21 protein-coding genes are annotated in these 22775 nt (G+C 46.6%); 8 read left to right on the forward strand and 13 right to left on the reverse strand.

The window, feature by feature from the left end:
- Positions 1 to 280: 280 nt before the first annotated feature.
- The 5 genes from WBA89_RS07090 to WBA89_RS07110 all read right to left on the reverse strand — a co-directional run bounded on the left by WBA89_RS07090 (position 281) and on the right by WBA89_RS07110 (position 7637).
- Positions 281 to 2515: a GumC family protein gene (locus tag WBA89_RS07090; RefSeq protein ID WP_424405088.1), complete on the reverse strand. Its 2235-nt coding sequence runs from the start codon at positions 2513 to 2515 to the stop codon at positions 281 to 283.
- A 430-nt stretch (positions 2516 to 2945) separates the two neighbouring features.
- On the reverse strand, positions 2946 to 4499 hold the full coding sequence (locus WBA89_RS07095) for a polysaccharide biosynthesis/export family protein (RefSeq protein ID WP_424405090.1): 1554 nt from the start codon (positions 4497 to 4499) through the stop codon (positions 2946 to 2948).
- Between the two features lie 195 nt (positions 4500 to 4694).
- Entirely contained in the window at positions 4695 to 5399 is a 705-nt protein-coding gene (locus tag WBA89_RS07100; protein WP_424405092.1) for a cyanoexosortase B system-associated protein, read from the reverse strand.
- 8 nt (positions 5400 to 5407) lie between these two features.
- Positions 5408 to 6283 carry a cyanoexosortase B gene (gene crtB, locus WBA89_RS07105; protein WP_424405094.1) on the reverse strand — a complete coding sequence of 292 codons (876 nt, stop codon included), beginning with the start codon at positions 6281 to 6283 and terminating at the stop codon, positions 5408 to 5410.
- A 151-nt stretch (positions 6284 to 6434) separates the two neighbouring features.
- Positions 6435 to 7637, reverse strand: a complete 1203-nt coding sequence (locus WBA89_RS07110) for a DegT/DnrJ/EryC1/StrS family aminotransferase (RefSeq protein ID WP_424405096.1) — start codon at positions 7635 to 7637, stop codon at positions 6435 to 6437.
- Between the two features lie 198 nt (positions 7638 to 7835).
- Here WBA89_RS07110 and WBA89_RS07115 point away from each other — a divergent pair, with 198 nt between their 5' ends.
- The gene (locus tag WBA89_RS07115; protein ID WP_424405098.1) at positions 7836 to 8873 is read left to right on the forward strand and encodes an NADP(H)-dependent aldo-keto reductase; all 1038 of its coding nucleotides are present in this window, start codon (positions 7836 to 7838) and stop codon (positions 8871 to 8873) included.
- A gap of 1360 nt (positions 8874 to 10233) precedes the next feature.
- On the opposite strand, the gene WBA89_RS07120 is transcribed toward WBA89_RS07115, so the two are convergent.
- The gene (locus WBA89_RS07120) at positions 10234 to 10365 is read right to left on the reverse strand and encodes a hypothetical protein (RefSeq protein ID WP_424405100.1); all 132 of its coding nucleotides are present in this window, start codon (positions 10363 to 10365) and stop codon (positions 10234 to 10236) included.
- On the opposite strand from WBA89_RS07120, the gene WBA89_RS07125 reads away from it, so the two are divergent.
- Positions 10364 to 11044, forward strand: a complete 681-nt coding sequence (locus WBA89_RS07125; protein ID WP_424405102.1) for a DUF433 domain-containing protein — start codon at positions 10364 to 10366, stop codon at positions 11042 to 11044. The genes WBA89_RS07120 and WBA89_RS07125 overlap by 2 nt on opposite strands.
- Positions 11045 to 11302: 258 nt before the next feature.
- Here WBA89_RS07125 and WBA89_RS07130 read toward each other — a convergent pair whose 3' ends face one another.
- Genes WBA89_RS07130 through uvrB form a run of 4 tightly spaced genes read right to left on the reverse strand, consistent with a single transcriptional unit; the run spans position 11303 to position 14231 of the window.
- Complete coding sequence (locus WBA89_RS07130) at positions 11303 to 11569, reverse strand: DUF4926 domain-containing protein (RefSeq protein WP_424405104.1); 267 nt, start codon at positions 11567 to 11569, stop codon at positions 11303 to 11305.
- 40 nt (positions 11570 to 11609) lie between these two features.
- The gene (locus WBA89_RS07135; RefSeq protein ID WP_424405106.1) at positions 11610 to 11972 is read right to left on the reverse strand and encodes a DUF5615 family PIN-like protein; all 363 of its coding nucleotides are present in this window, start codon (positions 11970 to 11972) and stop codon (positions 11610 to 11612) included.
- The gene (locus WBA89_RS07140; protein ID WP_424405108.1) at positions 11969 to 12202 is read right to left on the reverse strand and encodes a DUF433 domain-containing protein; all 234 of its coding nucleotides are present in this window, start codon (positions 12200 to 12202) and stop codon (positions 11969 to 11971) included. The genes WBA89_RS07135 and WBA89_RS07140 overlap by 4 nt, the downstream gene beginning before the upstream one ends.
- Before the next feature lie 16 nt (positions 12203 to 12218).
- Positions 12219 to 14231: an excinuclease ABC subunit UvrB gene (gene uvrB / locus WBA89_RS07145; RefSeq protein ID WP_424405110.1), complete on the reverse strand. Its 2013-nt coding sequence runs from the start codon at positions 14229 to 14231 to the stop codon at positions 12219 to 12221.
- A 184-nt stretch (positions 14232 to 14415) separates the two neighbouring features.
- Between uvrB and WBA89_RS07150 the strand changes: the two genes are divergently transcribed.
- A complete protein-coding gene (locus WBA89_RS07150; protein WP_424405112.1) occupies positions 14416 to 14886 on the forward strand; it encodes a hypothetical protein in 471 nt (156 codons plus the stop codon).
- Between the two features lie 133 nt (positions 14887 to 15019).
- Here the strand turns inward: WBA89_RS07150 and WBA89_RS07155 are convergent, their stop codons facing one another.
- Complete coding sequence (locus WBA89_RS07155; RefSeq protein WP_424405128.1) at positions 15020 to 15271, reverse strand: DUF5615 family PIN-like protein; 252 nt, start codon at positions 15269 to 15271, stop codon at positions 15020 to 15022.
- 92 nt (positions 15272 to 15363) lie between these two features.
- Positions 15364 to 15597, reverse strand: coding sequence for a DUF433 domain-containing protein (locus WBA89_RS07160; protein WP_424405114.1), 234 nt, complete (start codon positions 15595 to 15597; stop codon positions 15364 to 15366).
- Positions 15598 to 15840: 243 nt separating this feature from the next.
- Between WBA89_RS07160 and WBA89_RS07165 the strand changes: the two genes are divergently transcribed.
- The gene (locus tag WBA89_RS07165) at positions 15841 to 17031 is read left to right on the forward strand and encodes an RNA-guided endonuclease InsQ/TnpB family protein (protein WP_424405116.1); all 1191 of its coding nucleotides are present in this window, start codon (positions 15841 to 15843) and stop codon (positions 17029 to 17031) included.
- A gap of 213 nt (positions 17032 to 17244) precedes the next feature.
- Here the strand turns inward: WBA89_RS07165 and urtA are convergent, their stop codons facing one another.
- Positions 17245 to 20121, reverse strand: coding sequence for an urea ABC transporter substrate-binding protein (gene urtA, locus WBA89_RS07170; RefSeq protein WP_424405118.1), 2877 nt, complete (start codon positions 20119 to 20121; stop codon positions 17245 to 17247).
- A 559-nt stretch (positions 20122 to 20680) separates the two neighbouring features.
- On the opposite strand from urtA, the gene WBA89_RS07175 reads away from it, so the two are divergent.
- The 4 genes from WBA89_RS07175 (at position 20681) to WBA89_RS07190 (ending at position 22651) form a co-directional block, all read left to right on the forward strand.
- A complete protein-coding gene (locus tag WBA89_RS07175) occupies positions 20681 to 20887 on the forward strand; it encodes a hypothetical protein (RefSeq protein WP_424405120.1) in 207 nt (68 codons plus the stop codon).
- Positions 20888 to 21320: 433 nt separating this feature from the next.
- Positions 21321 to 21503: a CsbD family protein gene (locus WBA89_RS07180; protein ID WP_424405122.1), complete on the forward strand. Its 183-nt coding sequence runs from the start codon at positions 21321 to 21323 to the stop codon at positions 21501 to 21503.
- 77 nt (positions 21504 to 21580) lie between these two features.
- Positions 21581 to 22024 (forward strand): hypothetical protein, encoded by a 444-nt coding sequence (locus WBA89_RS07185; RefSeq protein ID WP_424405124.1) that lies wholly within the window; start codon positions 21581 to 21583, stop codon positions 22022 to 22024.
- Positions 22025 to 22138: 114 nt separating this feature from the next.
- On the forward strand, positions 22139 to 22651 hold the full coding sequence (locus WBA89_RS07190) for a hypothetical protein (RefSeq protein ID WP_424405126.1): 513 nt from the start codon (positions 22139 to 22141) through the stop codon (positions 22649 to 22651).
- Positions 22652 to 22775: the final 124 nt, after the last annotated feature.

Genomic DNA, 22775 nt, shown 5'->3' on the forward strand with positions numbered 1-22775 from the left:
TGCGATCATACTGTATCCATAACCAGGATTACATCACTCAGGAGCCGTGTGCGGTGAAAGTCGCTCTTCCCGGTTTTGTAGGAGAGATGGTGGGGGACACCCTGCCATCGACTCTCTAACAGATTGATAACTACGAACCGTTTTTGTGATGGTAATTACTCGTTGGTAGCGCCCTACCAGGCGAGGAAGATCCTCCCTAATCCTGTGTCGAGGCTCTTCCTCGCTTACAAAGAAACTGCAATTGACTTTTGCAATTGCTCGTCCCATCAAGCGGCGTAAATTAGTTGAATTTATTATGAATAGCTTTGTTTTTGGGCTTAGACTGGTGCGGTAATTGCCTCGATCGCACTTCAATAGCTCGATCGCCCGCAGCACTCAAAGGCCACTCCAACTCATCAACATCGTTGCGGAACTTCTTCACCCGAATATCAGCACCGTTGATAACCGCCCCCAACAGCCGCGGCCCCGATTTATGCGACTCCTCGTCGTCAAATTCCAGCAACTGATCCGCAGCTTCAGACAGCATACTAGCCAGAGTATAACCAGCCCGCGCCACCAAAATTATACCGTCCGTGTACGGTTCCAGCGTCAACGCATCATTGCACTCGCTCAGCGCCGGAGAATCCACAACCACAAAATCAAAGCGGTTGCGAACATCCTCGAACAATCTCCGCATTTCACTCGATTCGAGTACCGCCGAAGCCTGCCGCAAAAAGCCCGGACTCGGCACAACATAAAGGTTTTCCACATCTGGAACCAAATGGACGCACTCGCTCATATTGCCGTAATAGTGCAAAGGTTCCACCGCCGCTAGAGGATCTGTAGCGATTCTCAAAGATTCTACGTTGGAAGCCGATCGCAAATCTGCTTCAATTAACAAAGTCCGTTTGCCCGATCGAGCCGAGGCAATTGCCAAATTGTAAGCACTAAAACTCTTCCCCTCCAAAGGAGCCGCCGAAGTCAACAACACCACCTTCACCGGACTTTCGCCAATTCGGCGCAAATTAGTCCGCAACCGCTCGTAAAACTCCAAATAGGGCGAATTGGGCTCCAAAGCCAGAGGCATATCATCCCCGTAGGAATCAAACACGATCGCTTCGGGCAAAACTGCCAGTATCGGCACCTCTTTTTCCACCAAAGCCGCCCGCACTTCTTCCCAACTGTAAAACTTGCCGTTGAGCATCCCCAACAAAAATATCAACCCGCCGCCCAGCAGCAATCCTACAAATCCCCCCACCGCCAGCATCACCGGCAAACCTCTTTTGCTTGACTCGACATCATCAGTTTTGGGCAACTGGGCGATTGCCAAACTCCCCGTTGTCTCCGCTACTGCAGCTTGTGCGTCTACCAAAGCTGACTGCATCTTGTCATAGAGAGCTTTTTTGAACCCCACTTGCTGAACCAGCCGCGCTTGTTCTAACTGCTTGTTGGGAATTGTGGCGTGCTCCAGGCGCAATAGCTGTTCGGTTTTCTCGACTCCTTTGATTTGCTGCTGCACCATTTCCCGCTGGGTTTGCAAAGCAATCAAATTTTGAGCTAACTGTTGTCTGGCGGGATCTAAAGAAGAGTCTATCCGAATTCGATCGGCACTTCTGAGCGGCGCCGCCACCCCGTTACCGCCGAGCACCTCCGATTGTCGCTGCTGCAACTGTTCGTCAAAAGCTTGTTTTTGTTTGAGCAATTCTACAATTTTCGGGTGTTCTTCCTGCAAGTCGCTGCGGAGAATTTTGAGCTGAGATTCGATCGAAAACAATTGCACTCGCAGTTGTGCAATAATTGGATCGGCAGAAAGTGCTTGGGCGACGTAAGCTTGCTCCACATTCAATCCCAAGCGATCCTGCAAGCTATTAATTTGAGCTTCAATTCCTCCCAACTGCACGCGGAGTTGCCGCTGCTGCTGTTGGCTGCCAGCAATCGCTTGCGGCAGCGTACCGTTGAGAGCTGCTAAAATTGAAGTCCCTTCTCGTTTTTCGTAGGCTTCTAGTTTTGCTTCTGTTTCTCTGAGTTCATCAGTTACTTTTGGCAAGCGTTCTTTAATTTGGGCGATGGTGTCTCGCAGTCTAGAAGTATTAATATCTTGGCTGCGCTCCACCATTTCGTTCATCACTGCTTTTAGTACCTTTTCTGCTTTTTTGCGATCGGCATCTTTGTACAATACTTGAATCAAAGCGCTGGGGTCATTATTCTTGCTCGGCATCTTGATTTGCACGCCGTCTTTCAGCTTGTCAGCAGAAACATTTGCTTTTTTTGCTGCTGGTTCAATCACATTTTCTTGATCCAGCAGCATATCTTTAGTTATCTCTTGTCCTTCCTGTTGAATTTTAGTAGTAGTAGATGAAAAAATCACGGTCGGTCTGAGGTATGACAGCGTACCGGAAGCAACGTAAACTGGCGCCGGAGTTGGCTGCAAAGCAACTACTCCCGACACGCCCACAGTCGTCGCCAGAGTCGCCAGTCCCACCCACTTGTATTGGTCGAAAGCAATTAAATAACGTTTAACAACTGATAAAGTCATAATGATTGTTGACTGTTGACTGTTGACTGTTGACAACTAAGAGGGCGGGCACGGGGGCACCGCCCCTACTGACTGTTGACTGTTGACTGTTTGCTCGTTACCAGGCTCTGCCTGGTAATGCAGATCCGGAGGCTCTGCCTCATTTGAGGAAGGCAACTTACAGGAGATAGGACTGTAAGAGGTGTTTCAGTTATTAAGTTTTCGATCCTAACTGTTGACTGTTGACTGTTAACTGTTAACTGTTAACTGTTGACTGTTAACTGTTGATTGTTGACTGTTAACTGTTTATTTTGAGTAAATCATAACTAATAACTAATAACCATCACTAATATAGCGGTTCTCACCAAAGTGAGGTATGCCCAATGCCCAATCAATGCCCAATCAATGCCCAATGCCCAATGCCCAATGCCCAATGCCCAATGCCCAATGACTACCTATTATTAGGCGAAGGCCCGAACAGATTTGTTACCCCATTTCTCAACTGATCGAAGAACAGAATAAATCCCAAAAGATCGCGGAAAGGTCGAGTAAAAATATTGATTGCATAACCAACGCGCTCTACCAGATTCCTACCGATTACGATCACATCATTATCTTCGAGCATCGGGTTCTGAGAAACATTGCCCTCCAAAGCAGCTTTAGCATCTATCTTGCGGTTGATAGCTATACCTTGCTTTTGGTCGAACCGAATCAAAGCCATTTTCCGCAAGTCAGCTAGATTTACAGGTAAATTGTTGATAGCATCCAAAAACTTGCTGCCATTTTCTAGGTAAAACGAAGTCAAATTACCACTAGCGTAACTCAAAACTCGAACGTAGATCCTGGGCTTAATCAAAGTAGACCGCGCCACCAGAGCTTTGTCGTAGTCTAGGTTTTTGGTACTGGCGTCTAATTCCGGGATGACAATCACATCTCCCGATGCTAAAGGAAAATCGAACAAATCGTTAGCGTTTGCTAGGGGAGTGTAAAGGTCGATGGCTTCCTCCACCGAGGAGCCGTCTGCTAGCGTCCGCCGCACTCGCACCTCGCGCAAATCGGCTTTTCCCGTGGCTCCCCCCGCAATCGCCAAAGCGGCGGAAATTCGACCGGAACCCGCCCCAAGCGTGTAAAAACCCGGTTTGCTGACCTCTCCGGTGACAGTGATTTGGATGGGGACAGCGGCCGCGGCTAGGCTGTACCTGGATGCTAAATCTCGATCGGACTTGCGATCGGGTGTAATCTGTTTGTACGGTACGACGATCGCATCTCCATCTTCCAAACGCAAATCCGGCGGAGCAATACCAGTTTGCAGCGGTGTCAAAATATCCACAACTTGCTCCGCCACTTCCCCCCCCGGCAGAGTCCGCCGCACCCGCACCGCCCGCAGTTCCGCCGTAGGATTAGTCCCCGCAGCAGCAGCCAAAGCCGCCGGAAGTTGTGGGGTTTGCAGCGGATAAAAACCAGGTCTCGCCACTTCCCCCGTCACCGTCACCACTACCGGGCGCTGAACCAGCAAAGAACTAGATACTTGAGGATTTTTGATAAATTGGGCAAAGCGCTCGCGGAGTCGCTGCTGTGATTCTTCGACAGTCAGACCGCGCACATTTACTGTTCCAATCAGCGGCAGTACAATTACCCCTTCAGGACTGATTGCACCTGTAAAATTCAACTCCGGGAAGCGCTGAACTTGAACCGAAATCTGGTCTCCAGGGCCCAGGCGGTAAGGCCGATTCCGAAAAGCTGGGTTAATTTGCCGGTTGAAGTTGGTCTGCGGCGGTGGCGGTACGCGCAGCGGTGGCGGCGGCACCAACTGTTCGGAACTAGGAACAACGGATTGAGCTAAAGCCGTTTCTGGAAAAATTTTGCCGTTAAAGCCCCAGAATACAGTAGCAAAAGATAGAGTCCAAGCAGTTGAGTGCAGACCTGCTAAGGAAACAGCGACGCTATTTTTAATAGTAAAGTTTTTCGGCATTTTGAGCAGATAAAATCTGGGATTATTTTGCATAATTTGCTGTTTTTTGAGTTTGATTTCCGCAAGTTTTAACTGAAAATATTTATTGTTAATACCAAATTGTTTTTTATGTATATTCGGCAAGCGAACCCAGACGGTCGCAATCAAAAAAAAAGCTTTTTACTCTCTCTTGAGATGCTCCCAACATTCAACTTTACTCGCACGATACTTTAGCAAAAAAATCTACTCCTACCGAAAAGTTTCTGCCATTAATTGAGCTTGAACAGTTTGACTCAGAGATTCCAGCAGCGGTTCAACTATCTTAATCTCTGTGTGCGCTTCAATCGGAAGGATGATACTGACAGCAACCCAAGAGGCGCGGCGGTTCGACAGTCTCGCCATACTGTCCTCCCAAAACCAGCGGCTGGTTGATGGAGAACCCCCGTTAGGCCAAGCGTACCACTGCACGACAGCAAAAGTTTGTTGGGGAGTCCAGCTTCGGAAAAACCGGGCCTCGATGGTAGCCGGCGGCTTGTCGGGTGTTGCCGCTAATTTAACTGTAAACCTCAAAGTGCGATGAGAGTCTGTTTGCCACCGGTGAAATCCATCGATATCTAGCCATTCTACTTGGGGCTGGTTTTTGGGGCCATTTTGAGGCAACAGCAATAAAATGGCAATTGTTCGATCGTTTTTAATTTCTTCAACTAACCACCTGTGACCGCCAATTAGCACGCTATTCTGCAGGCGGGTAGCCTCCCAGCCGGGAAGTGTCATCCCGTTTTGGCGCAAACTTTTCAATTGCTTGAGGTTTGTAACGGTTGGCGGGTTTGTCCAAGGCCACTTTCCTGTCAGGTAGCCGGGAATTGCTACTACCCCAACCAGTACCAACAAAAACACCAGTACCACAATTTTTGATAATTGGTACCGCCGCAGTAGTTTCTGTACTGAAATCATTTGTTTCATCAATTGCCAGACTGGTTTGGGGAATACTTTTCCATGCCGTTGAGGAGAAGTACCAATAAACCTAGTATACAAGCAGAGTACAAGTCTCCGCCCCATCCGGCGTGCAGCCAATTAAAAAGCGTCTCTCTCTCGGTTCCGTGCAAGTAAGTTAGCAATGTGTTGCGGAGAATGTTGGAAGTGATGCTAATGATAGATGTAGCTACTAAAAACAGAAGGCTTTTTTTGTAGGAACTCCAAACTCCCGTCCAATCCAGCAGCACTAAGCTGACGTAAAGACTGGTAAACAGCATTTTTAAGCCGGCACAGTGGGGCGCAACTTCTACAATGCGATCGTTTACGTAGAGATAAATTTCTTCGACTCTCACGTTGAGACCAATTTTAATTAAGATTAAACCTGATGTCTCAGCAATGAAGTGCTGCAGCGGCAATGCGTAGGGTTCTATGAGGTAAGGGATGTGATTTGGTGATGCCAAAAATATGAATAAAAGTGGCATTCCCTGCAATTTTAAGCCGGGGATTCCTTTTAAAGACAAGCATATACCTGCCAGCATTACTGGTAGGGATAAATTCACTAAATCGCTTAAGCGACTCAGATAAAAAAGTGTCGCTAGTACCAGCAAAAAGCTTCCGAAAGGATGCGGGGTGTTGGGCAAGCGCAGCCAGCTCTTGCGGTTCGTCCAAGCAATATAAGCTGCGTAGGGCAAACCAATTAGTCCGTGGCTGAAATATTCGTGTTCGATGCTGATGTTTTTGTTGAACCAGCCGTCGTACCAGTGTACTAGCAGGGGGGCGTACAGCAGCACTAGGAGCAGGGCGATACCTTCGCCCAAAAGGTATCGCTTGAAAATAATCTGGATTCGGCGCTGGATGTGCATAATTTGAGAGGTTTTGATATTGCCGCAGTGGATTCGCAATGCGAAAGCGGTTGGGAAGTGTGAGTTAAATATTTGTTAATTCCCAACTCAAACGCTTTGAGAAATGCACTCTACTGGTGTAAACATTTTTAGCATAATTTTATATTAACAATTAGCAATTCAACGATCGCCCGATCGCCCGTACCACCTGCTCGATCTGAGTATTGCTCAATCCGGGATAAATTGGCAATGATAAAATCTGTTGGCAGAGAGTTTCTGCGCGGGGGAAGTCGCCCGGATTGCCTAAGTTTTGGTAGGCTGGTTGCAGGTGGCAGGGTACGGGATAGTGGATGCCTGTTTCAATGCCTTCTCGGGCGAGTTTTTGCTGGAGGGTATTGCGGTCGATCCTCTTCGTTGGCGCAGCCCCCGTAGGGGCGGGCTTTCCTTCGGATCGCTTCGCTAACGCTAACGGGCTTTTCTCAGTAATTTGGATCGCATAGATGTGATAAATGTGACCTGAACTGCTGTGATTGGCGATCGGTACAATGCCTTTGTGTTTGAGCGGCTCTAATAAAGTATTGTAGTGTTGGGCGGCTAAGTTGCGATCGCGATTCCATTTTTCTAAGTATGGCAATTTAATGTTGAGTATGGCCGCTTGTAAATTGTCGAGGCGGCTGTTTGTACCAATTTCTGTATGTAAATATTTGCTAGGAGCTCCGTAATTGCGGAGAGTACGCACGGTTTTTGCGAGCTCTGCATCGTTAGTAATTAACATCCCGCCGTCGCCAAAACAGCCGAGGTTTTTGCTGGGATAAAAGCTGAATGCTGCTGCTTTCCCAAAGGAACCCGCGCGGTATCCTTCTCTTTCGGCTAAGTGCGCTTGGGCGGCATCTTCAAATATGATTAAATCGTGCCGGTTAGCAAAATCTAAAAGCAGCCCGGGCGATACCATTTGACCGTAGAGATGTACGGGAATAATTGCTTTAGTTTTCGAGGTAATTGCTGTTTCGGCTGCTGTGAGGTCAATCAGGGCGGTTTCCGGGTCACAATCTACCAGGATAGGTATTGCTTTGGCTTGAATGACGGCGATGATGGTGGCGATAAATGTGTTGGCGGGTACGATAATCTCGTCGCCGGGGTGAATGCCGCAAGCTTGGAGTCCCAGGGCGATCGCATCTGTTCCGCAAGCCACTCCTACGCCGTATTTTACCCCAGAAGCTGCTGCAAATGCTGTTTCAAATTCTGCCAGTGCGTGGCCTAAAATAAAGTCTCCTTGCTCGATAATTTTTCCAATTTCTGCTACTATTTGGGGTTGAATTGGTTGGTGTTGCAGGGATAGGTTGACAAATGGAATTTTGGGCGGGCGACTACTCATACATCAGAGGAATACGAATTATTTATATTAACATTTAAGTGGGGATATTTTTTTAATTTTTTTTTACCGCAGAGGGCGCAGAGAGCGCAGAGGAAAAGAGGAAGAGAGGAGAAAGCCGATCGCACTTTTCGGGAGTTGTCAATTAAATCTAGGTTTTTAGGTAATATAGAATCAGATAATTTTGCAGCAATCAAACTCATGGAATACAAACAACTCGGCGACAGCGACTTATCAGTATCTGAAATCTGTTTGGGTACGATGACTTACGGCCAGCAAAATACTGTGGAAGAGGCTGCCCAACAGCTCGATTTGGCAATTTCTAAAGGAATCAACTTTATCGATACGGCCGAAATGTATCCGGTGCCGGGAAAACCGGAAAGTCAGGGAAAAACCGAGGAATATATCGGCGAGTGGTTGGCGAAACAGCAGCGGGATAAGGTTATTATAGCGACGAAAGTGGCGGGCAGAAGCACTCGGTTAAAGTGGATTCGGGAAGGGAAAAATCAGATCGATCGCCCAAATGTCGAAAAAGCCCTGAACGATAGCCTGAAGCGCTTGCAAACTGACTACATCGACCTCTATCAAATCCACTGGCCCGATCGCTACGTGCCGCTATTTGGCGCGCCAGATTACGATGTTACTCAAGAACACGAAACTGTACCAATTTTGGAACAGTTAGAGGTATTTGCTGACTTGATTAAAGCTGGTAAAATCCGCTATTTGGGTTTGAGCAATGAAACGCCTTGGGGAGTTTGCGAGTTTTGCGAATTGGCAGAAAAACACGGTTTGCCGAAAGTTGTTTCGATTCAAAATGCTTTTAGTTTGAGCAATCGGACGTTTCACATGAATTTGGCAGAAACTTGCCGTTTTAAAAATGTGGGATTGATGGCTTACAGTCCTTTGGCTTTTGGAATTTTAACGGGTAAATACTTGAATGGAATCCCGGAAAATTCGCGACTGGCTTTGTTTTCTGGATTCGGTCAGCGTTACGATAAAACTAATCTGAACGATGCGGTAAAAGCGTATATTGAGATTGCGCGCAAACACGGTTTGACTCCGGCGCAGATGGCTTTGGCTTATGTGCGATCGCGCTGGTTTGTAACTAGCACTATTATCGGTGCAACAAGTCTCGAACAGTTGGAGGAAAATCTCGGCAGTTTGGAGGTGAATTTGGATAAGGATATCATAGCGGAAATCGATGCGGTGCACGCTAAGTATCCGAATCCGACACCGTAAGTTTATTACTCGATCTCTCGGCGGTTGAAACCGCTTCTACACAAACAAAGTCCGCCTTCGCGGACTAAGAGATAGAGGGTAAATTTAACCCGGATTTGCTATTAGTAGGTTGGGTTGAGGTAACGAACCCTACGTTTCACTTCGCCCAACTTACCACTGGCTAGGAAAAGCATTTTTAATTTGATCGCACTCGCGTATTAGATGCACTCAGAGGTTTTCTGGCTGAAGTGATGCAGCTAGCTGTAGATAAGGGTTACATCACAGCCGAGGAGAAGGATGAGTTTATTAGTCCGGCTTTTTCTGGTAATACCGATGCTGTGGTGTTGAGTAAGTAGTTGGTTTGGATGGTGTTTTGGGCGATCGAGGCTGTAGCATCTCTAACTCAACAATCTTTCAAGTCATGAATTCCCAGCGCTGGGAATTTTCCAGATTGGATCGCCTTCGCCCCAAGCCCCAGCCAATTGCTGCTATCCCTGGGAATGTTTGGTCAGTTATGACAAAGATCGAGGACAGTGGTTAAAAAATATGGATTGGTTAAATGCTAAGGAATTAATACCTAAACATCTGGGTAGGTACATTAATTTTCAATATTGGGAACTTCAAATATCACTCCGAGCTTTTTTCACAATAATAAGCTATTCTAAATCCCTTGAATATCAAGACTTTGAGCTTCAATCATACACATTATGATATCTACCTTGTCCTGATATAACGGGATAAGGTAGATATTAAAATTTATCTTATCCCCTAATAACGGGACAAGATAGATATTAAAAATAGTCCTATTTATGGGTTGACAAGTTAACTTGAGCTGTGCTAGATTTTGAGAGTGCAAGACAGAATAGATCGTCCTCACCTTGCCAAGTGTAAGAACGATAACCCTTTAATGTCTTGTATTTGTCGTAATACTGAATCCTTGACGCCTGAATTTTCAAATTTGAAAATCTTTGCCCTAAAGTCTTGGATTTTTCGCAATACCGAATCCTGTCTGATACGGAAAAGGCCCGCCTGAATTAACGATTCAGACAGAGGCCCTGTTTTAGCTAGCGAACTCACGGTGGTTTGGGATCTAAACTTCAGACCACCACAAGTCAACCGAACTACTTTGAAATATATGTCCCACAATTATACTCCACAATGCGAGTCGTTGTACACGAAATTTCTGCGGACTAAGAAAACCCTCTCTGCTTTGGCGAAGTCGTACCGCGCTTTGGCGGAGTCGCACCGCAGTCTGCTTGAGGAAAACGAAGCAAAGGATGAAACTATTAAAAACCAGCAACAGGTAATAAATGACTTGAATGACCAACTTGATTGTCATCCAAATTACTGCGAAAACGATGGTTCATCAAACTGCGCCATGTCACGATCGCGAATATGTTACGGATAGACTAGGAATCTCATAGAAAGCGCGATCGCCCTTTTCATCCAAAAAATAGGAAAATGGTAAAGGGCGATCGCACTTCACCCTAAAATCTTTCTCAACTAAACCCATGAGTACAATTCGCTTACAACTAGCCGAATACTTGAAATGTCGAGGTTTCACCCCCGAAAACTTAGTCGAAGCTGTGGGCGAAACACTCAATCCTGAAACCGTATACCAACTGATCGAAAAAGCCGAAAAGCTCAATCATTTAGACTTATCCGTCCTAGCCGCCATTATAGATGGCTTGAGCAAACTCAATGGTTTTCCAGTTGGCATCCCAGAAGTGCTAATATTTTTTCCTGACATTTCCGAGGAAGCATTGGCAAAATCCCCTTGGCGCCAACTTTACCTCGTCGATAATGAAATTCCTCCCTATGATTGGGGAGATGTAAACCCCCTCAAAGGCACAAAGCCTGTGCGTTTTATTCCGGGAGTTGGCATAGTAATTCAGGACAATGAAATTGCAACCAATAGCAAAGAAGATATCCAGCAATTTACTAGAATTACCTCCGATTCAGAATTCATGGCGGGAAAACCTTGCATTCGCCACTTACCCATAACTGTTGAAACTATCATCTCAATGATGGCATCTCACTATTCGACAGCAGAAATACACCAAACTTATCCAGAACTTGAAGAAGCAGACTTTAAAGAAGTTATCGCCTATGCTAAAGGGCGAATTCAAGAAACAAATCCGATCGACATTGGCAATAAAAAGGTAGAGAAAATTTGTGAATCAGCTACCTAACACGATCGCACTTTTTGCTGTTTTTCCTGTACAAACTCGGCAAAGTCGCAGACTTCAGCCCAAAGAAACCGGGTTTTTAGCGAATTTACTCGCCGCAACGAAGTATTTTCGCAAAAACCCGGTTTCTGATCCCATGCGTCATATCAAATCCGAGTTAAAAACCCCGTTTATTTCTTAGTCCGCGGAGGCGGACTTCGTTTTTGTAGTAGCGGTTTCAACCGCCGAATCATACAGGGGGTAACAAGGCCGGATTTGGTATCAGTTGTATAATTGCAACTGATGCGGATAAACTGTTTCAACACCAATCGTTTCCATAAATGCCCCCGGTTCATCCTGAGTTGCAGGAACAAAATCTCCGCCAACTTCCGCTTTCACCCATCCGCCAAATAATTCTACTAAATAAGCTTCACCGTTTTTGAATACCTCAACAATTGCCCCGGCTGTTTCTGGGGGTGCAATCTCGCCATCTGCGAGAGCGATTTCTTCGGTTAAACTAACTGCATCGAATAATTGAAATTTGCTCATTCAATTGCCCAAATTCTTAATACGATCGCACTTTCCTACCCTAAATAGGAAGTCGCCGTACTCGATAACGATTATCTTCCACTGTCACAATCGCACCTGTTTCCAAATCTTCACCGCACTCCGACAAAACAGCAAGCAATCTAGAACTAACAAATACTGGAATAGTGTTTTGCACTCTAAAAATAATCACACTTGGAAGAGATTGAGAACTGATAGCCAGAAGTTCGCCAAAATCCAGGTCAAAAGTTAAAACAATTCGTTGCTCTTGGCGTGCTTTTTCCAGGATTTCAGAATCTGGCAAACGCTCCAATCCTTGCTCATTTAAGTGTACAGCATTATATCCCTGCTGGCGCAGTGCAAGCACCGTTACAGGAGACACACCCATGTCTGCCAAAAATTTCATGCTGGAGTCCCGCTAAATGGACGAATTTGCTCGTTCGTCAAAAATGCCGCATACTGGAGACTAGCTTTAATATCCTCAGCTTCCAAATAAGGATAAGCTGCCAAAATTTCCTCTACACTCATCCCATTTGCTACTAAACTCACTACCAAAGAAACAGTAATTCGCATTCCTCGAATGCAAGCTCTTCCTCCCATAATTTTGGGATCGAAGGTAATGCGATCGAACATCATATCCTCCCACTCTTCCTTAATGTCCCAATAGCTTATCCCGCAAATGCTTGATGCGATCGCGCAATTTACCAGCCTCCTCAAACTCCAACTTCTTCGCCGCCGCCTTCATCTGCGCCTCCAACCGCCCGATTAACTGAGGAATCTCATCCAAAGATAACTCATCAACCTGCTCGTAAACCTCCTCCAACTGCTGAGAATTCAGCTTGCGCGACACATCCAGAAACGCCAAAATCGCGTTAGTCGATCGCTTTTTCGCGATCGGCTGAGGCGTAATCCCGTGCATCTTATTGTACGCTAGCTGAATCCCCCGGCGGCGATCGGTTTCGTCGATCGCCTTAACCATGCTGTCAGTCAAATTATCCGCATACAAAATCGCCTGTCCCTGAACGTGGCGCGCCGCCCGCCCGATCGTTTGAATCAACGAACGTCCCGATCGCAAAAACCCCTCCTTATCCGCATCCAAAATCACCACCAGCGACACTTCCGGCAAATCCAAACCTTCCCGCAGCAAATTCACACCAATCAATACATCAAACTTACCATCCTGCAAATCTTGGATAATTTCTATGCGTTGAATCGACTGAATTTCCGAGTGCAAATACCGCACTCTAATTCCCCTTTCCTGCAAATATTCAGTTAAATCTTCCGCCATCCGCTTCGTTAAAGTCGTCACCAAAACTCGCTCGTCCCGACTGACTCTCTCCTTAATTTCCCCCAACAAATCATCAATTTGTCCTTCCGTCGGACGCACAAAAATCGTCGGATCGATTACTCCCGTAGGGCGAATAACTTGCTCCGCAACTCTGCCTTCGGATTTTTCCATTTCCCAATCACCAGGCGTAGCAGAAACAAAAATGCACTGATTCTCTTTTGCCCAGAATTCCTCAGCTTTCAAAGGGCGGTTATCGGCCGCGCTGGGCAACCTAAAACCGTGTTCGATCAACACTTTTTTCCGCGCTTGATCGCCGTTGTACATTCCCCGAATTTGCGGCACTGTGACGTGGGATTCATCTATCACCAACATCCAATCTTTAGGAAAATAATCAATCAAACATTCTGGCGGTTCTCCCGCATTTCTGCCTGCTAAATGCCGCGAATAATTTTCGACTCCGTTGCAGTATCCTACCTCGCGCAGCATTTCCAAATCGTAGCGGGTGCGCTGTTCTAATCGCTGAGATTCTAATAGTTTTCCTTCTTTTTCAAATTCTGCCAGTCGGTCTTCTAATTCGAGTTCTATTCCTTGACAAGCAGCTTCTAATTTATCATCAGCAGTCACAAAGTGGCGGGCTGGATAAATATTTAAAGCGGTTGTACTTGCCAGGATTTTACCAGTTACGGGGTCAACGTAGCGAATGGCATCGATTTCGTCGCCAAAGAATTCGACGCGAATAATTCTATCTTCGTAGGCGGGGCCGATTTCTACAACGTCGCCTTTAACTCTAAATTTGCCTCTGCCTAAATCGATGTCGTTGCGGCTGTATTGGACGTTGACTAAATCTCGCAAAACTTGCCGCTGGTTGACTTCCATTCCTACTTGCAAAGGGATAGCAGCTTTTAGGTATTCTGCGGGCATTCCCAAGCCGTAGATGCAGCTAATTGATGCTACGACAATTACGTCGCGGCGTTCAAAGAGCGATCGCGTGGCGGAGTGCCGCAGCATATCGATTTCGTCGTTAATTGCTGCGGTTTTTTCTATGAATGTATCGGTGACGGCGATGTATGCTTCAGGTTGGTAGTAGTCGTAATAACTGACAAAGTATTCGACTGCATTGTTGGGGAAAAAATTGCGGAGTTCGTTGCACAGTTGAGCGGCCAAGGTTTTGTTGTGTGCTAGAACTAAGGTGGGTCTGCCGATTTTTTCAATAACTGAGGCAATGGAGAAGGTTTTGCCGGTACCTGTCGCGCCGAGTAAGGTTTGAAATCGATCGCCCGCTTGGATGCCTTTGACGAGTTGCTCGATCGCTAGCGGTTGGTCGCCTGTGGGCTGGAAGGGCGCTTGCAATTGAAAAGATGCTGCCGCAGTTACCATAGGAAAATGTAGCTATTACCAATAAATCTTAACAAAAATTGAGAGATTTGGCAATTTCGTTAAGAAAATAGTTAGACTTTGTAATACTATTTTAATCATCGGCCGCAATAGAAAGCAGAAAGCCCAGAAAAGCAGTTGTCCGAACCCAGCAATCAACCCCCAGCAATTAGCAAGGAAAAAAATTATGGCTCTCACACCCAAAGATAAAGTCAAAGCGAGCGCCCGCAACAAAGGCACTACCAAGGCCCTACCAGCCACCAGCGAAGGTCAATCAGCGGGCATCCAACTTTATCGCCCGCAACTCATGCATGACAACCGCCCCGTCGGCCCTGACGATTTTACGATCAGCGAGACAGTCTCGATCTCGGGCAACCGCCCGATCGGCACCAGCACCCTGCACATCAGCGAAACCTACGGCATTGTAGGCAATCGCCCGGTGGAATCCAGCGACTTGGAAGTGGTTGCTACAATTGGGAGACGCCCGATCGGCTCCAGCGCCATTCAAGTCAGCGAAATGTTCAGTATGTCCGGTGCCCGCCCAATTGGGGTAGGTACTTTGCACATTGACGAAATTTACTCCACAATGGGAGGAAACCGCCCCATTGCTTCAAATGAAATTGACGATAGCTCGGCTTTAATGGGCTTCTTAGATTAATTGGTCATTGGTCATTAGTTATTAGTCATTGGTCATTAGTCATTGGTTTTTCACTGTTAACTAATGACTAATGAAACATTTGTAGGGAAGTTGAGCGCGATCGCTCTTGAGCAATTAGATGATCGAAAATGATTTATTTAACCCGGCCAATTTCCACAATATTTTCGCCATTATTAAGTAGATCGACTGCATCAGGAAAAGCACGAGTGAAAATGCGCTGCAAATCTCTATTCGTAATGTTACCGCAGGTTAGCCAAAGAATTTGTGGTGGACTACGAAGGCGAATTACTAAATCCACAAAATCTCGATCCTTAGTTGTGATAACTGTACCTGAGCCGTTGGTACGAGCCGCATTAAATATCTCAATATCCTGAGCATCCTGCAGCCCGAACTCTTACAATGTAACAGCGTTAACACCGAATGTTTGGGTTAATCATTTCGCCAAACTTGGAGGCAATTGAGCATTCAACCAGAAAATCATACTGCGATCCTGGGGAAATCTATGCTGAGAGAGGCAAAAAGCAGACACGCTTGAATGTCTTCTGGTTCCAAATCGGGGAAATCAGCTAGAATCTCGCTAGCTGTTACATTATCTGCTAGAGTTTCTAAAATGTCGCTAACGCGAATTCTCATGCCGCGAATACAGGGGCGACCGCCACATTTACCAGGTGTTTGAGTAATCCTTTTAAGCAATGCAGTTCTATCAATCATATCTTTAATTTCTCGTTTTCCGATCGATTAACTGCGATAATTCAGGTTCAACGGTTTTTGTGATGGCGTTCTGGAGTCCGCAAATTGGAGCCTGTGCAAGTCCGCACTGCGAACCGTTTTTATTATCAAGAACCTGGGTTGAAAACCCCGTCCTTCTAGGACGGCTTCAACTAATTGTAACTCTTTATTGCAATACTGTTTGTTTTGTGCCAACTGCGCTAGCATAAATGTGGAGGTAAGAAAATGCTAGTTTTTGAGTTCAAGGCTTACGGAAAATCAATCCAGTTCCAGGCAGTAGACGAAGCAATTCGTACCGCTCAGTTTGTTCGCAATAGCTGTTTACGCTATTGGATGGACAATCCGAAGAAAAATAAATACGACTTGAATAAATACTGCGCTGTACTGGCAGCTACGTTTCCGTTTGCCGACGAACTCAATTCGCAAGCAAGGCAATCGAGCGCAGAACGCGCTTGGTCAGCTATCTCCCGATTCTACGAAAACTGTAAGAAAAAGATTACCGGTAAAAAAGGATATCCGCAGTTCCAGAAAGACTGTCGTTCGGTCGAGTATAAGGCAACTGGATGGAAGCTGGCTACCGATAGGAAATCGATAACCTTTACCGACAAGAAGGGGATTGGTAAACTCAAACTTAAAGGTACACGCGACCTACATTTCTACTCCTTCACCCAAATAAAACGGGTTCGTTTGGTAAAACGTGCAGACGGTGTGTACGTCCAGTTCTGTATTGATGTTGATAGAAAAGAAAACACGGAACCAACGGGCAACACGATTGGACTCGATGTTGGGCTGAAAGAATATTACACCGATTCAAATGGAACTGCGGTTGAAAACCCCAGATTCTTGAGAAAAGGCGAACGTATTCTTAAACGCAGTCAACGTCGCGTATCCAGAAAAGTTAAAGGTTCAATCAACAGGAGCAAAGCCAGACAGATTCTTGGCAAGCGACATCTCAAAATAAGTAGGCAACGTAAAGACCATGCCGTAAAGTTGGCAAGGTGCGTAGTTCAGTCAAACGACTTGATAGCCTACGAAGATTTGAGAATTAAAAATATGGTGCAGAATCACTGTTTGGCAAAGTCCATTAACGACGCATCTTGGTATCAGTTTCGTGTCTGGCTGGAATATTTTGGAAAAGTATTCGAGCGTGTAACGGTTGCGGCGAATCCGCAATATACCAGCCAAGAATGCTCTAGCTGCGGTGAAATTGTCAAAAAATCCCTATCTACTAGAACCCACGCTTGTAAGTGCGGTTGTGTATTAGATAGGGATGAGAATGCCGCTAGAAAGATCCTGAGTCGGGGATTGGGTACGGTAGGGCATACCGGAACCTTTGCACTAGATGCAAGCAACGCTTCGGGAGAATTGACCTCTACTTTGGCTGGAGAAATCCTGCCTCAGCAAGTTAGCTCGTAGATCGAAGAATCCCCATGCCTGATAGCTGGGGAGTGTCAAGGTAATCCATCAGCTATGATATGACCGAAAGCATCCAGAATACAAGCCCCCGCATTCATCCGTGGAGAAATAAAAAACCTGTATCCGATGAAACTTGCCCCCCGAATTTATCCGTGGGGTCGCCTCTAAAATCTAAAATCTAAAATCTAAAATCTAAAATCGATTGACCGATCGCTAATTTCGCGGACGCTGATATTTGCTCAACAAATCAGCAAAGTGCTTGTAATCTACAGGCTTCCTTAAATACTCCGCCGCTCCCAATTCCAAACCCTGATTTTTGTCGTCCAAAAAAGTCAACATAATTACCGGAATATCGGCCAAATCCCGATCGGCTTTCAAAGCCGAGAGCACCGCCCAGCCGTCCATGCTGGGCATCATCACGTCCAGAGTAATCGCAGCCGGTAGCAACTCCTTAGCCAACTCAAGCCCCGCTTCACCGCTAGCCGACGATCGCACCTGAAATCCCTGTTTCGACAAGCAGCGAGTGATTAAATCCCGCGAGTCCGGATCGTCGTCAATCACCAGCACAGTAGCAGCATCGGGGAGTTGCAGCGGTTGCGGCCTCAATTTGTCCCTTGTTTCCGGCAGAGATTCATCGCCCTGGGCTTCTTTCTGGCTTTGAACCGCAACCGGCAACCGGATCGTAAAAGTAGAACCGCAATCAAACTCGCTCTCAACCGTAATGTCCCCGCCCATCATCTGGCAAAACCTCCGGCTAATTGTCAGCCCCAAACCGGTACCGCCGTACCTGCGGGTAGTAGAATCATCCGCTTGGGAGAAAGCCCCGAACAGCCTCGACAACTGATCCTCAGTCATCCCGATGCCAGTATCGGTGACTTGAAAGACGATCGCAGGATTTTGACACCCAGAGTTCGCGATAGAAAGTTCCTCGGAAGTGTCAGGAGGCAAAACTTCCCTTTCTTCTTCCTTCCAAACATTAATTGTAATTTTCCCTCGATCGGTAAACTTAGCAGCATTACTCGTCAAATTCAACAGCGCTTGCCGCAACTTCGAGGAATCAGAGTAGATCGATCCAACATTGCGATCGCAATTCACAATCAAAGTGTTGCCATTTTTCCCCACCAGCGGTTGAACCGTAGTCACAACCTGCTCGAGCAAATTCAACACATCGAAAGTCTCCAGGAAAAGAGTCATCTTTCCGGCTTCAATTTTAGAAATATCCAGGATATCGCTAATAATATTTAGCAACTGCTTGCCGGCGATATTAATGCTTGCCAAATCCATCACAAAGTCTTCTTCGCCCAGTTCCTGGGCCTCTTCTTGCAGCAGCTCGCTGTAGCCGATAATCGCATTCAAGGGCGTCCGCAACTCGTGAGTCATATTTGCCAAAAATGTGCTTTTGGCCCGGTTGGCAGCTTCCGCAGCGTTCTTAGCAACTTCCAATTCGCGCGATCGCTCCTCTAGCTGCCGCTGCCGCACCTCCAAACCTTTGAGCAAACTGTTAATTTGCTGAGCCATTGTATTGAGAGCAGAAGAGAGCACCCCGATCGCATCATTAGACACCACAGGCGATCGAGCCGTCAAATCACCGCTCGCCATAAGTTGGGCAGTTTTCCGGAGCAAGCCGAGATTCCGAATAATCGCCGACACCGACACGCAAGCAGCTATCCCCGCGATCGAACTCAAAACCAAAGCCCCCAGCAGCCAGTGCTGAGTGCGGCTCGCCACAAACAGAGTTTGCTGCACCAGCACCCCCATTGCGGCCTCAGAAACCCCCGCCGCCGGATCGGAAGCAGCCTCTATTGCCAGCAAATAGTTCTTCATCTGCACAATCCCCATCCACCCGACACCCGCCGCCATCCAAGTTATCAGTACCAGGATCGCAAACAGCCCGATCAAAGAAGCTCTAGTTCCCACAGAAATCCGCCTCGGAGCAAGTGCCGCCGCCCAAGGATAGCTTTTGAGAAAAGGATCTGGCCGCACCGGTGCGCCCGAATTCCAAATCTCCTCAATTTGACCGTCCAACCTTACCTTGCCAATCCGAACAGTTTTCCAGGTATGCTGCGTTTGGGCATCTATTTTTACCTTGCCCGAAGGCGCTGCAAACTCCATATTTTTAGCAGCAGCCCTGACTTTCACCGCATCTGTCGAACCAGCTTTTTCTACTGCTTGCTTCCACAGATAAACGCCAAAATAAGCCGCTTCGATCGGATCGTCCGTGACTCGATTTTGCCCGTACCGAGCTTTATAAGCCTTGACAAATTTCCGATTTTCCGGTGTATCCACCGTTTGAAAATAGTTCCAAACCACCAAATGTCCGGCAATATTGGACGGCCCGATCGCCCGCACTTCCTCTTCTGCTATGCTCGCCGACATCACCGGCAAATCCTCCGGTTTCAAGCCAGCTTCCGCCAGCTTTTGAAAAAAAGCCACATTGCTGTCGCCGTTGAGAGTATTGAGAATCGCATCCGGTTTCACTGCTAAGATATGTGCGATCGCCTCCTCCACTTCCATCGAACCCAGCGGCAGATACACTTCCCCCGCCAACTCTCCCCCCAGTGCAGCCAATTGAGCTTTCACGATCGTATTTGCTGTCCGGGGAAAGATATAATCCGAACCCAACAGAAAAATTTTCCGCTTCCCCTGTGCGAGCAAGTAATTCACCCCAGGTACAATCTGTTGGTTCGGCGCAGCACCAGTATAAAAAACATTCGGACACTGTTCTAGCCCTTCATACTGCACTGGATAAAATAGCAACCCGCCATATTGCTCAAAAGCCGGCAGTACAGCTTTCCGGCTCGCCGAAGTCCAACATCCAAATACCACCGCCACCCGCGCTTCTTGGAGCAACTGCTTAGCTTTTTGAGCAAAAGTCTGCAAATCGCTGGCTCCATCTTCTATCACCGCTTCCAAGGGGCGTCCGAGCACTCCTCCGGCCGCGTTAATTTCCTCAACGGCCAACAGAGTCGCGTCTTTCACAGAAATTTCGCCGATCGACATCGTACCCGTCAGCGAATGCAAGATGCCAATTTCGATCGGCTCGCGAATTGGGCCTGCTGCTTTGAGGGGGTTACTGCTGCTTGCTCCCATAGGGTTTCAGATACTTTTTACTAATAACAGAAATTTTTGTTCGATCCAGCAGGAAGTCAGCCTTGATGCTAACTCTTGTTTAGCAGATTGCTTCGGGCGATCGCCACAAAACTTGGGAATGGCCGCACCCTGTTGATTTTAACGGTCAAACTCGCCAACCTCAACGTCGGGAGTTGCCGCCGCCCCATCAGGCGCGTCAGCAGGAGGGAGTTTTAACAACAGACAACAGACAACAGACAACTAACAATCGCTCCACTTTCCGCCAGCAAAATCCCCACGGATTGGGGGGATCAGCTCAATACCTCCCTGGGTGCTAATAGCTCAGCAATTTCACCTACTCGCGCACTGTTCCCCTTCCCCAATCTGGCTTCGAGCAGATTCAAGTCTCCGCAATTTCTCTGGCGATCGAACTCAGAAATAAAAACTAAAAGCTATTCCCCAACCCAAATCTCCCTTCAGGCAGATTCAAGTCTCCGTAATTTCTATTACGATTTATCTAAGGTTAACCCTCAAGTAGCCTTATTAAAAATAAATTTTGCAAATAGTTGGGTGAAAACTAATGAATATTGAACCAAACGCAACCAACAGGGTCAGCGACCTACAAGTCACGCTACCAAAATCCAGAGAAACATTGCTAGGCGAGGAAACAGAAAAAGCCCTCGGCGAGGAAAAACAACACAATGCTGAAACTATGCGCGCTGTCGAACAGTTAAAAGAAGAACTGCAGCACAAAATAGATAAAGAATGTCACCATACGCCAGATTAAAACTAATGCCAGTTTTGAGAGGGTGCGGGTAAGATAAGGTCTTGCCGGCACCCGTTTTTTGAAGGCAAGAGGCAACTCGGCACAATTCAAGATAAATTTAAAACTTGCCATTTTTTGAGTTTAAAAAAATACTGTTCTCGGTGCACCAATGGCTTTGCAGCTTTTTGTGGGATACTACACTTCCTTCGTTGCAGCTAGCAATTTAGGTCAAAAAACAGTCAGCAGCAAAGTCGCAGTCTATCCTCGATTCAAGAATATTTTTTCCCTATTCCTGATTCCCTATTCCCTATTCTCGCTCTCCATTCAATCCGTTACATCCCGCCCATTACGAGTACGTTAAACTTTATTCCTACAGGTAGAGTGCAACCGAGCTGATTGTTCCCTATGATAATAAGTAGAAAGTGTAAAAATCGATACAAATAAGGAGAAACCAATGAGCGTTGAAGATAGAGCAAAGGCAACTGGCAAAAACATCGAAGGCAAAGCTCAAGAAGCCCTAGGCAATGTTACTGGCGACCCCAAGGACAAAGCTGAAGGCAAAGCGAAGCAAACAGAAGCACAAGCTCGTCACGCAGCCGAAGATGTGAAAGATGAAGTCAAAAAGAAATTAGACTGATTCTAATACTAATTGAGAGGGTCGAGAAAGCCGATCCTCTCAAATATTAAAACTGTTTTCATACCGGAGGAAAAAAGGTGAGTTTATTGCAGCAGAGTCGAAAAATAATTGCCGGCATACTCTTGGTTTTAATGCTGAGTGTTACTACTGCCTGCGCGCCCAGCGTTTCCGCCCAAAAACCGACTAATGTACCTGTAGCAATTGGGAGCAGTCAGGGTTATTACGCGCAGCTAGAACGCGGCAATACCGCAGCAGGTCAAGATTTTGGTCAATGGGTAACAAAGACGGCTAAGGGGCTGGTTCAAGATGCTTACGTGCGCGACAATAACAAATTGGGAGTTGTAATTACCCCGCAAGTGCGACCTACAGAAGTGAAAGATTTGGCGAAGTCTTTAGCTCAAGGTTTTCACCGCAATTTCCCAAACCAAGATGTAAGTGTTTTGATTTATGCTCCTGATAAAAAGCTGATTTTAACTGCCAAGTACGACCAGCAATCAAATCAGATTGAATACAACTCTTGATTTGCCAAGAAAATTTAAATATTCGCGTAGCTTGAATAAGACTTTGGAGTTTTGGGCTGGCGAACTTCTCGAAATTTGAGACAGAACAGTTGTGTAGATTGGGAAAGAAATACCATGAGTAGCAGCGATAATTACAAGCGTCAAATCATGAGCGATTTGGCCAAGGGCGATAAAGAAATGATGCCGGAAACAACCGGTGAAGAGTACGAAAATTTTGACGATTTTGCTCAGAGAACTTCGCCGGATCAGCGCAAACAATTATTCGGGCGTTCTCTGAATCACGACTCGCTATCGCCGGCGCAGTTGGAACCGGAATTGCAAAAGGCGATCGCCCAAATTAAGCCAAACGAACGAGACGACGTGGCGCGGGAATTCTTCAAGCATTTGGGCAAGAGAGGATTGGACGATCGCCACTTGGAAAAGCAGCTAGGACTTTCTACCCACCACGCCAGCCGCATGAATGCTGACGATGTTACCAAGCTGGCCTCGTTTACCTATCACAATCACCCGGATATTTTCCGAGAAGTGCTGGCCGAACAGCCGAGTTTGATGAAGTTTTTGGGCAATCCAATTGTTGTGGGTATTTTGGGAATAGTTGCTGCTAAATGGCTCAACAATCGCAAATAATTGAGCAAACACTTGCACTCTTGACTGCAAATCTTTTTGATGACAATTATATCTATTCCGGCTGCGCCGGAATGATATAGAGGACACGGCAGTGCCGTTTCCCTACCGCGATTAATTGTAGGGA

The sequence above is a fragment of the Microcoleus sp. genome (genome assembly GCF_049646505.1).
Lineage (GTDB): Bacteria > Cyanobacteriota > Cyanobacteriia > Cyanobacteriales > Microcoleaceae > Microcoleus.

Bases quoted from the DNA above. Each gene is read 5' to 3' on its own strand.
- WBA89_RS07090 (WP_424405088.1), bottom strand. From the start codon at position 2,515: ATGACTTTATCAGTTGTTAAACGTTATTTAATTGCTTTCGACCAATAC.
- WBA89_RS07095 (WP_424405090.1), bottom strand. From the start codon at position 4,499: ATGCAAAATAATCCCAGATTTTATCTGCTCAAAATGCCGAAAAACTTT.
- WBA89_RS07100 (WP_424405092.1), bottom strand. From the start codon at position 5,399: ATGATTTCAGTACAGAAACTACTGCGGCGGTACCAATTATCAAAAATT.
- crtB (WP_424405094.1), bottom strand. From the start codon at position 6,283: ATGCACATCCAGCGCCGAATCCAGATTATTTTCAAGCGATACCTTTTG.
- WBA89_RS07110 (WP_424405096.1), bottom strand. From the start codon at position 7,637: ATGAGTAGTCGCCCGCCCAAAATTCCATTTGTCAACCTATCCCTGCAA.
- WBA89_RS07115 (WP_424405098.1), top strand. From the start codon at position 7,836: ATGGAATACAAACAACTCGGCGACAGCGACTTATCAGTATCTGAAATC.
- WBA89_RS07125 (WP_424405102.1), top strand. From the start codon at position 10,364: ATGAGTACAATTCGCTTACAACTAGCCGAATACTTGAAATGTCGAGGT.
- WBA89_RS07120 (WP_424405100.1), bottom strand. From the start codon at position 10,365: ATGGGTTTAGTTGAGAAAGATTTTAGGGTGAAGTGCGATCGCCCTTTA.
- WBA89_RS07130 (WP_424405104.1), bottom strand. From the start codon at position 11,569: ATGAGCAAATTTCAATTATTCGATGCAGTTAGTTTAACCGAAGAAATC.
- WBA89_RS07135 (WP_424405106.1), bottom strand. From the start codon at position 11,972: ATGAAATTTTTGGCAGACATGGGTGTGTCTCCTGTAACGGTGCTTGCA.
- WBA89_RS07140 (WP_424405108.1), bottom strand. From the start codon at position 12,202: ATGATGTTCGATCGCATTACCTTCGATCCCAAAATTATGGGAGGAAGA.
- uvrB (WP_424405110.1), bottom strand. From the start codon at position 14,231: ATGGTAACTGCGGCAGCATCTTTTCAATTGCAAGCGCCCTTCCAGCCC.
- WBA89_RS07150 (WP_424405112.1), top strand. From the start codon at position 14,416: ATGGCTCTCACACCCAAAGATAAAGTCAAAGCGAGCGCCCGCAACAAA.
- WBA89_RS07160 (WP_424405114.1), bottom strand. From the start codon at position 15,597: ATGATTGATAGAACTGCATTGCTTAAAAGGATTACTCAAACACCTGGT.
- WBA89_RS07165 (WP_424405116.1), top strand. From the start codon at position 15,841: ATGCTAGTTTTTGAGTTCAAGGCTTACGGAAAATCAATCCAGTTCCAG.
- urtA (WP_424405118.1), bottom strand. From the start codon at position 20,121: ATGGGAGCAAGCAGCAGTAACCCCCTCAAAGCAGCAGGCCCAATTCGC.
- WBA89_RS07175 (WP_424405120.1), top strand. From the start codon at position 20,681: ATGAATATTGAACCAAACGCAACCAACAGGGTCAGCGACCTACAAGTC.
- WBA89_RS07180 (WP_424405122.1), top strand. From the start codon at position 21,321: ATGAGCGTTGAAGATAGAGCAAAGGCAACTGGCAAAAACATCGAAGGC.
- WBA89_RS07190 (WP_424405126.1), top strand. From the start codon at position 22,139: ATGAGTAGCAGCGATAATTACAAGCGTCAAATCATGAGCGATTTGGCC.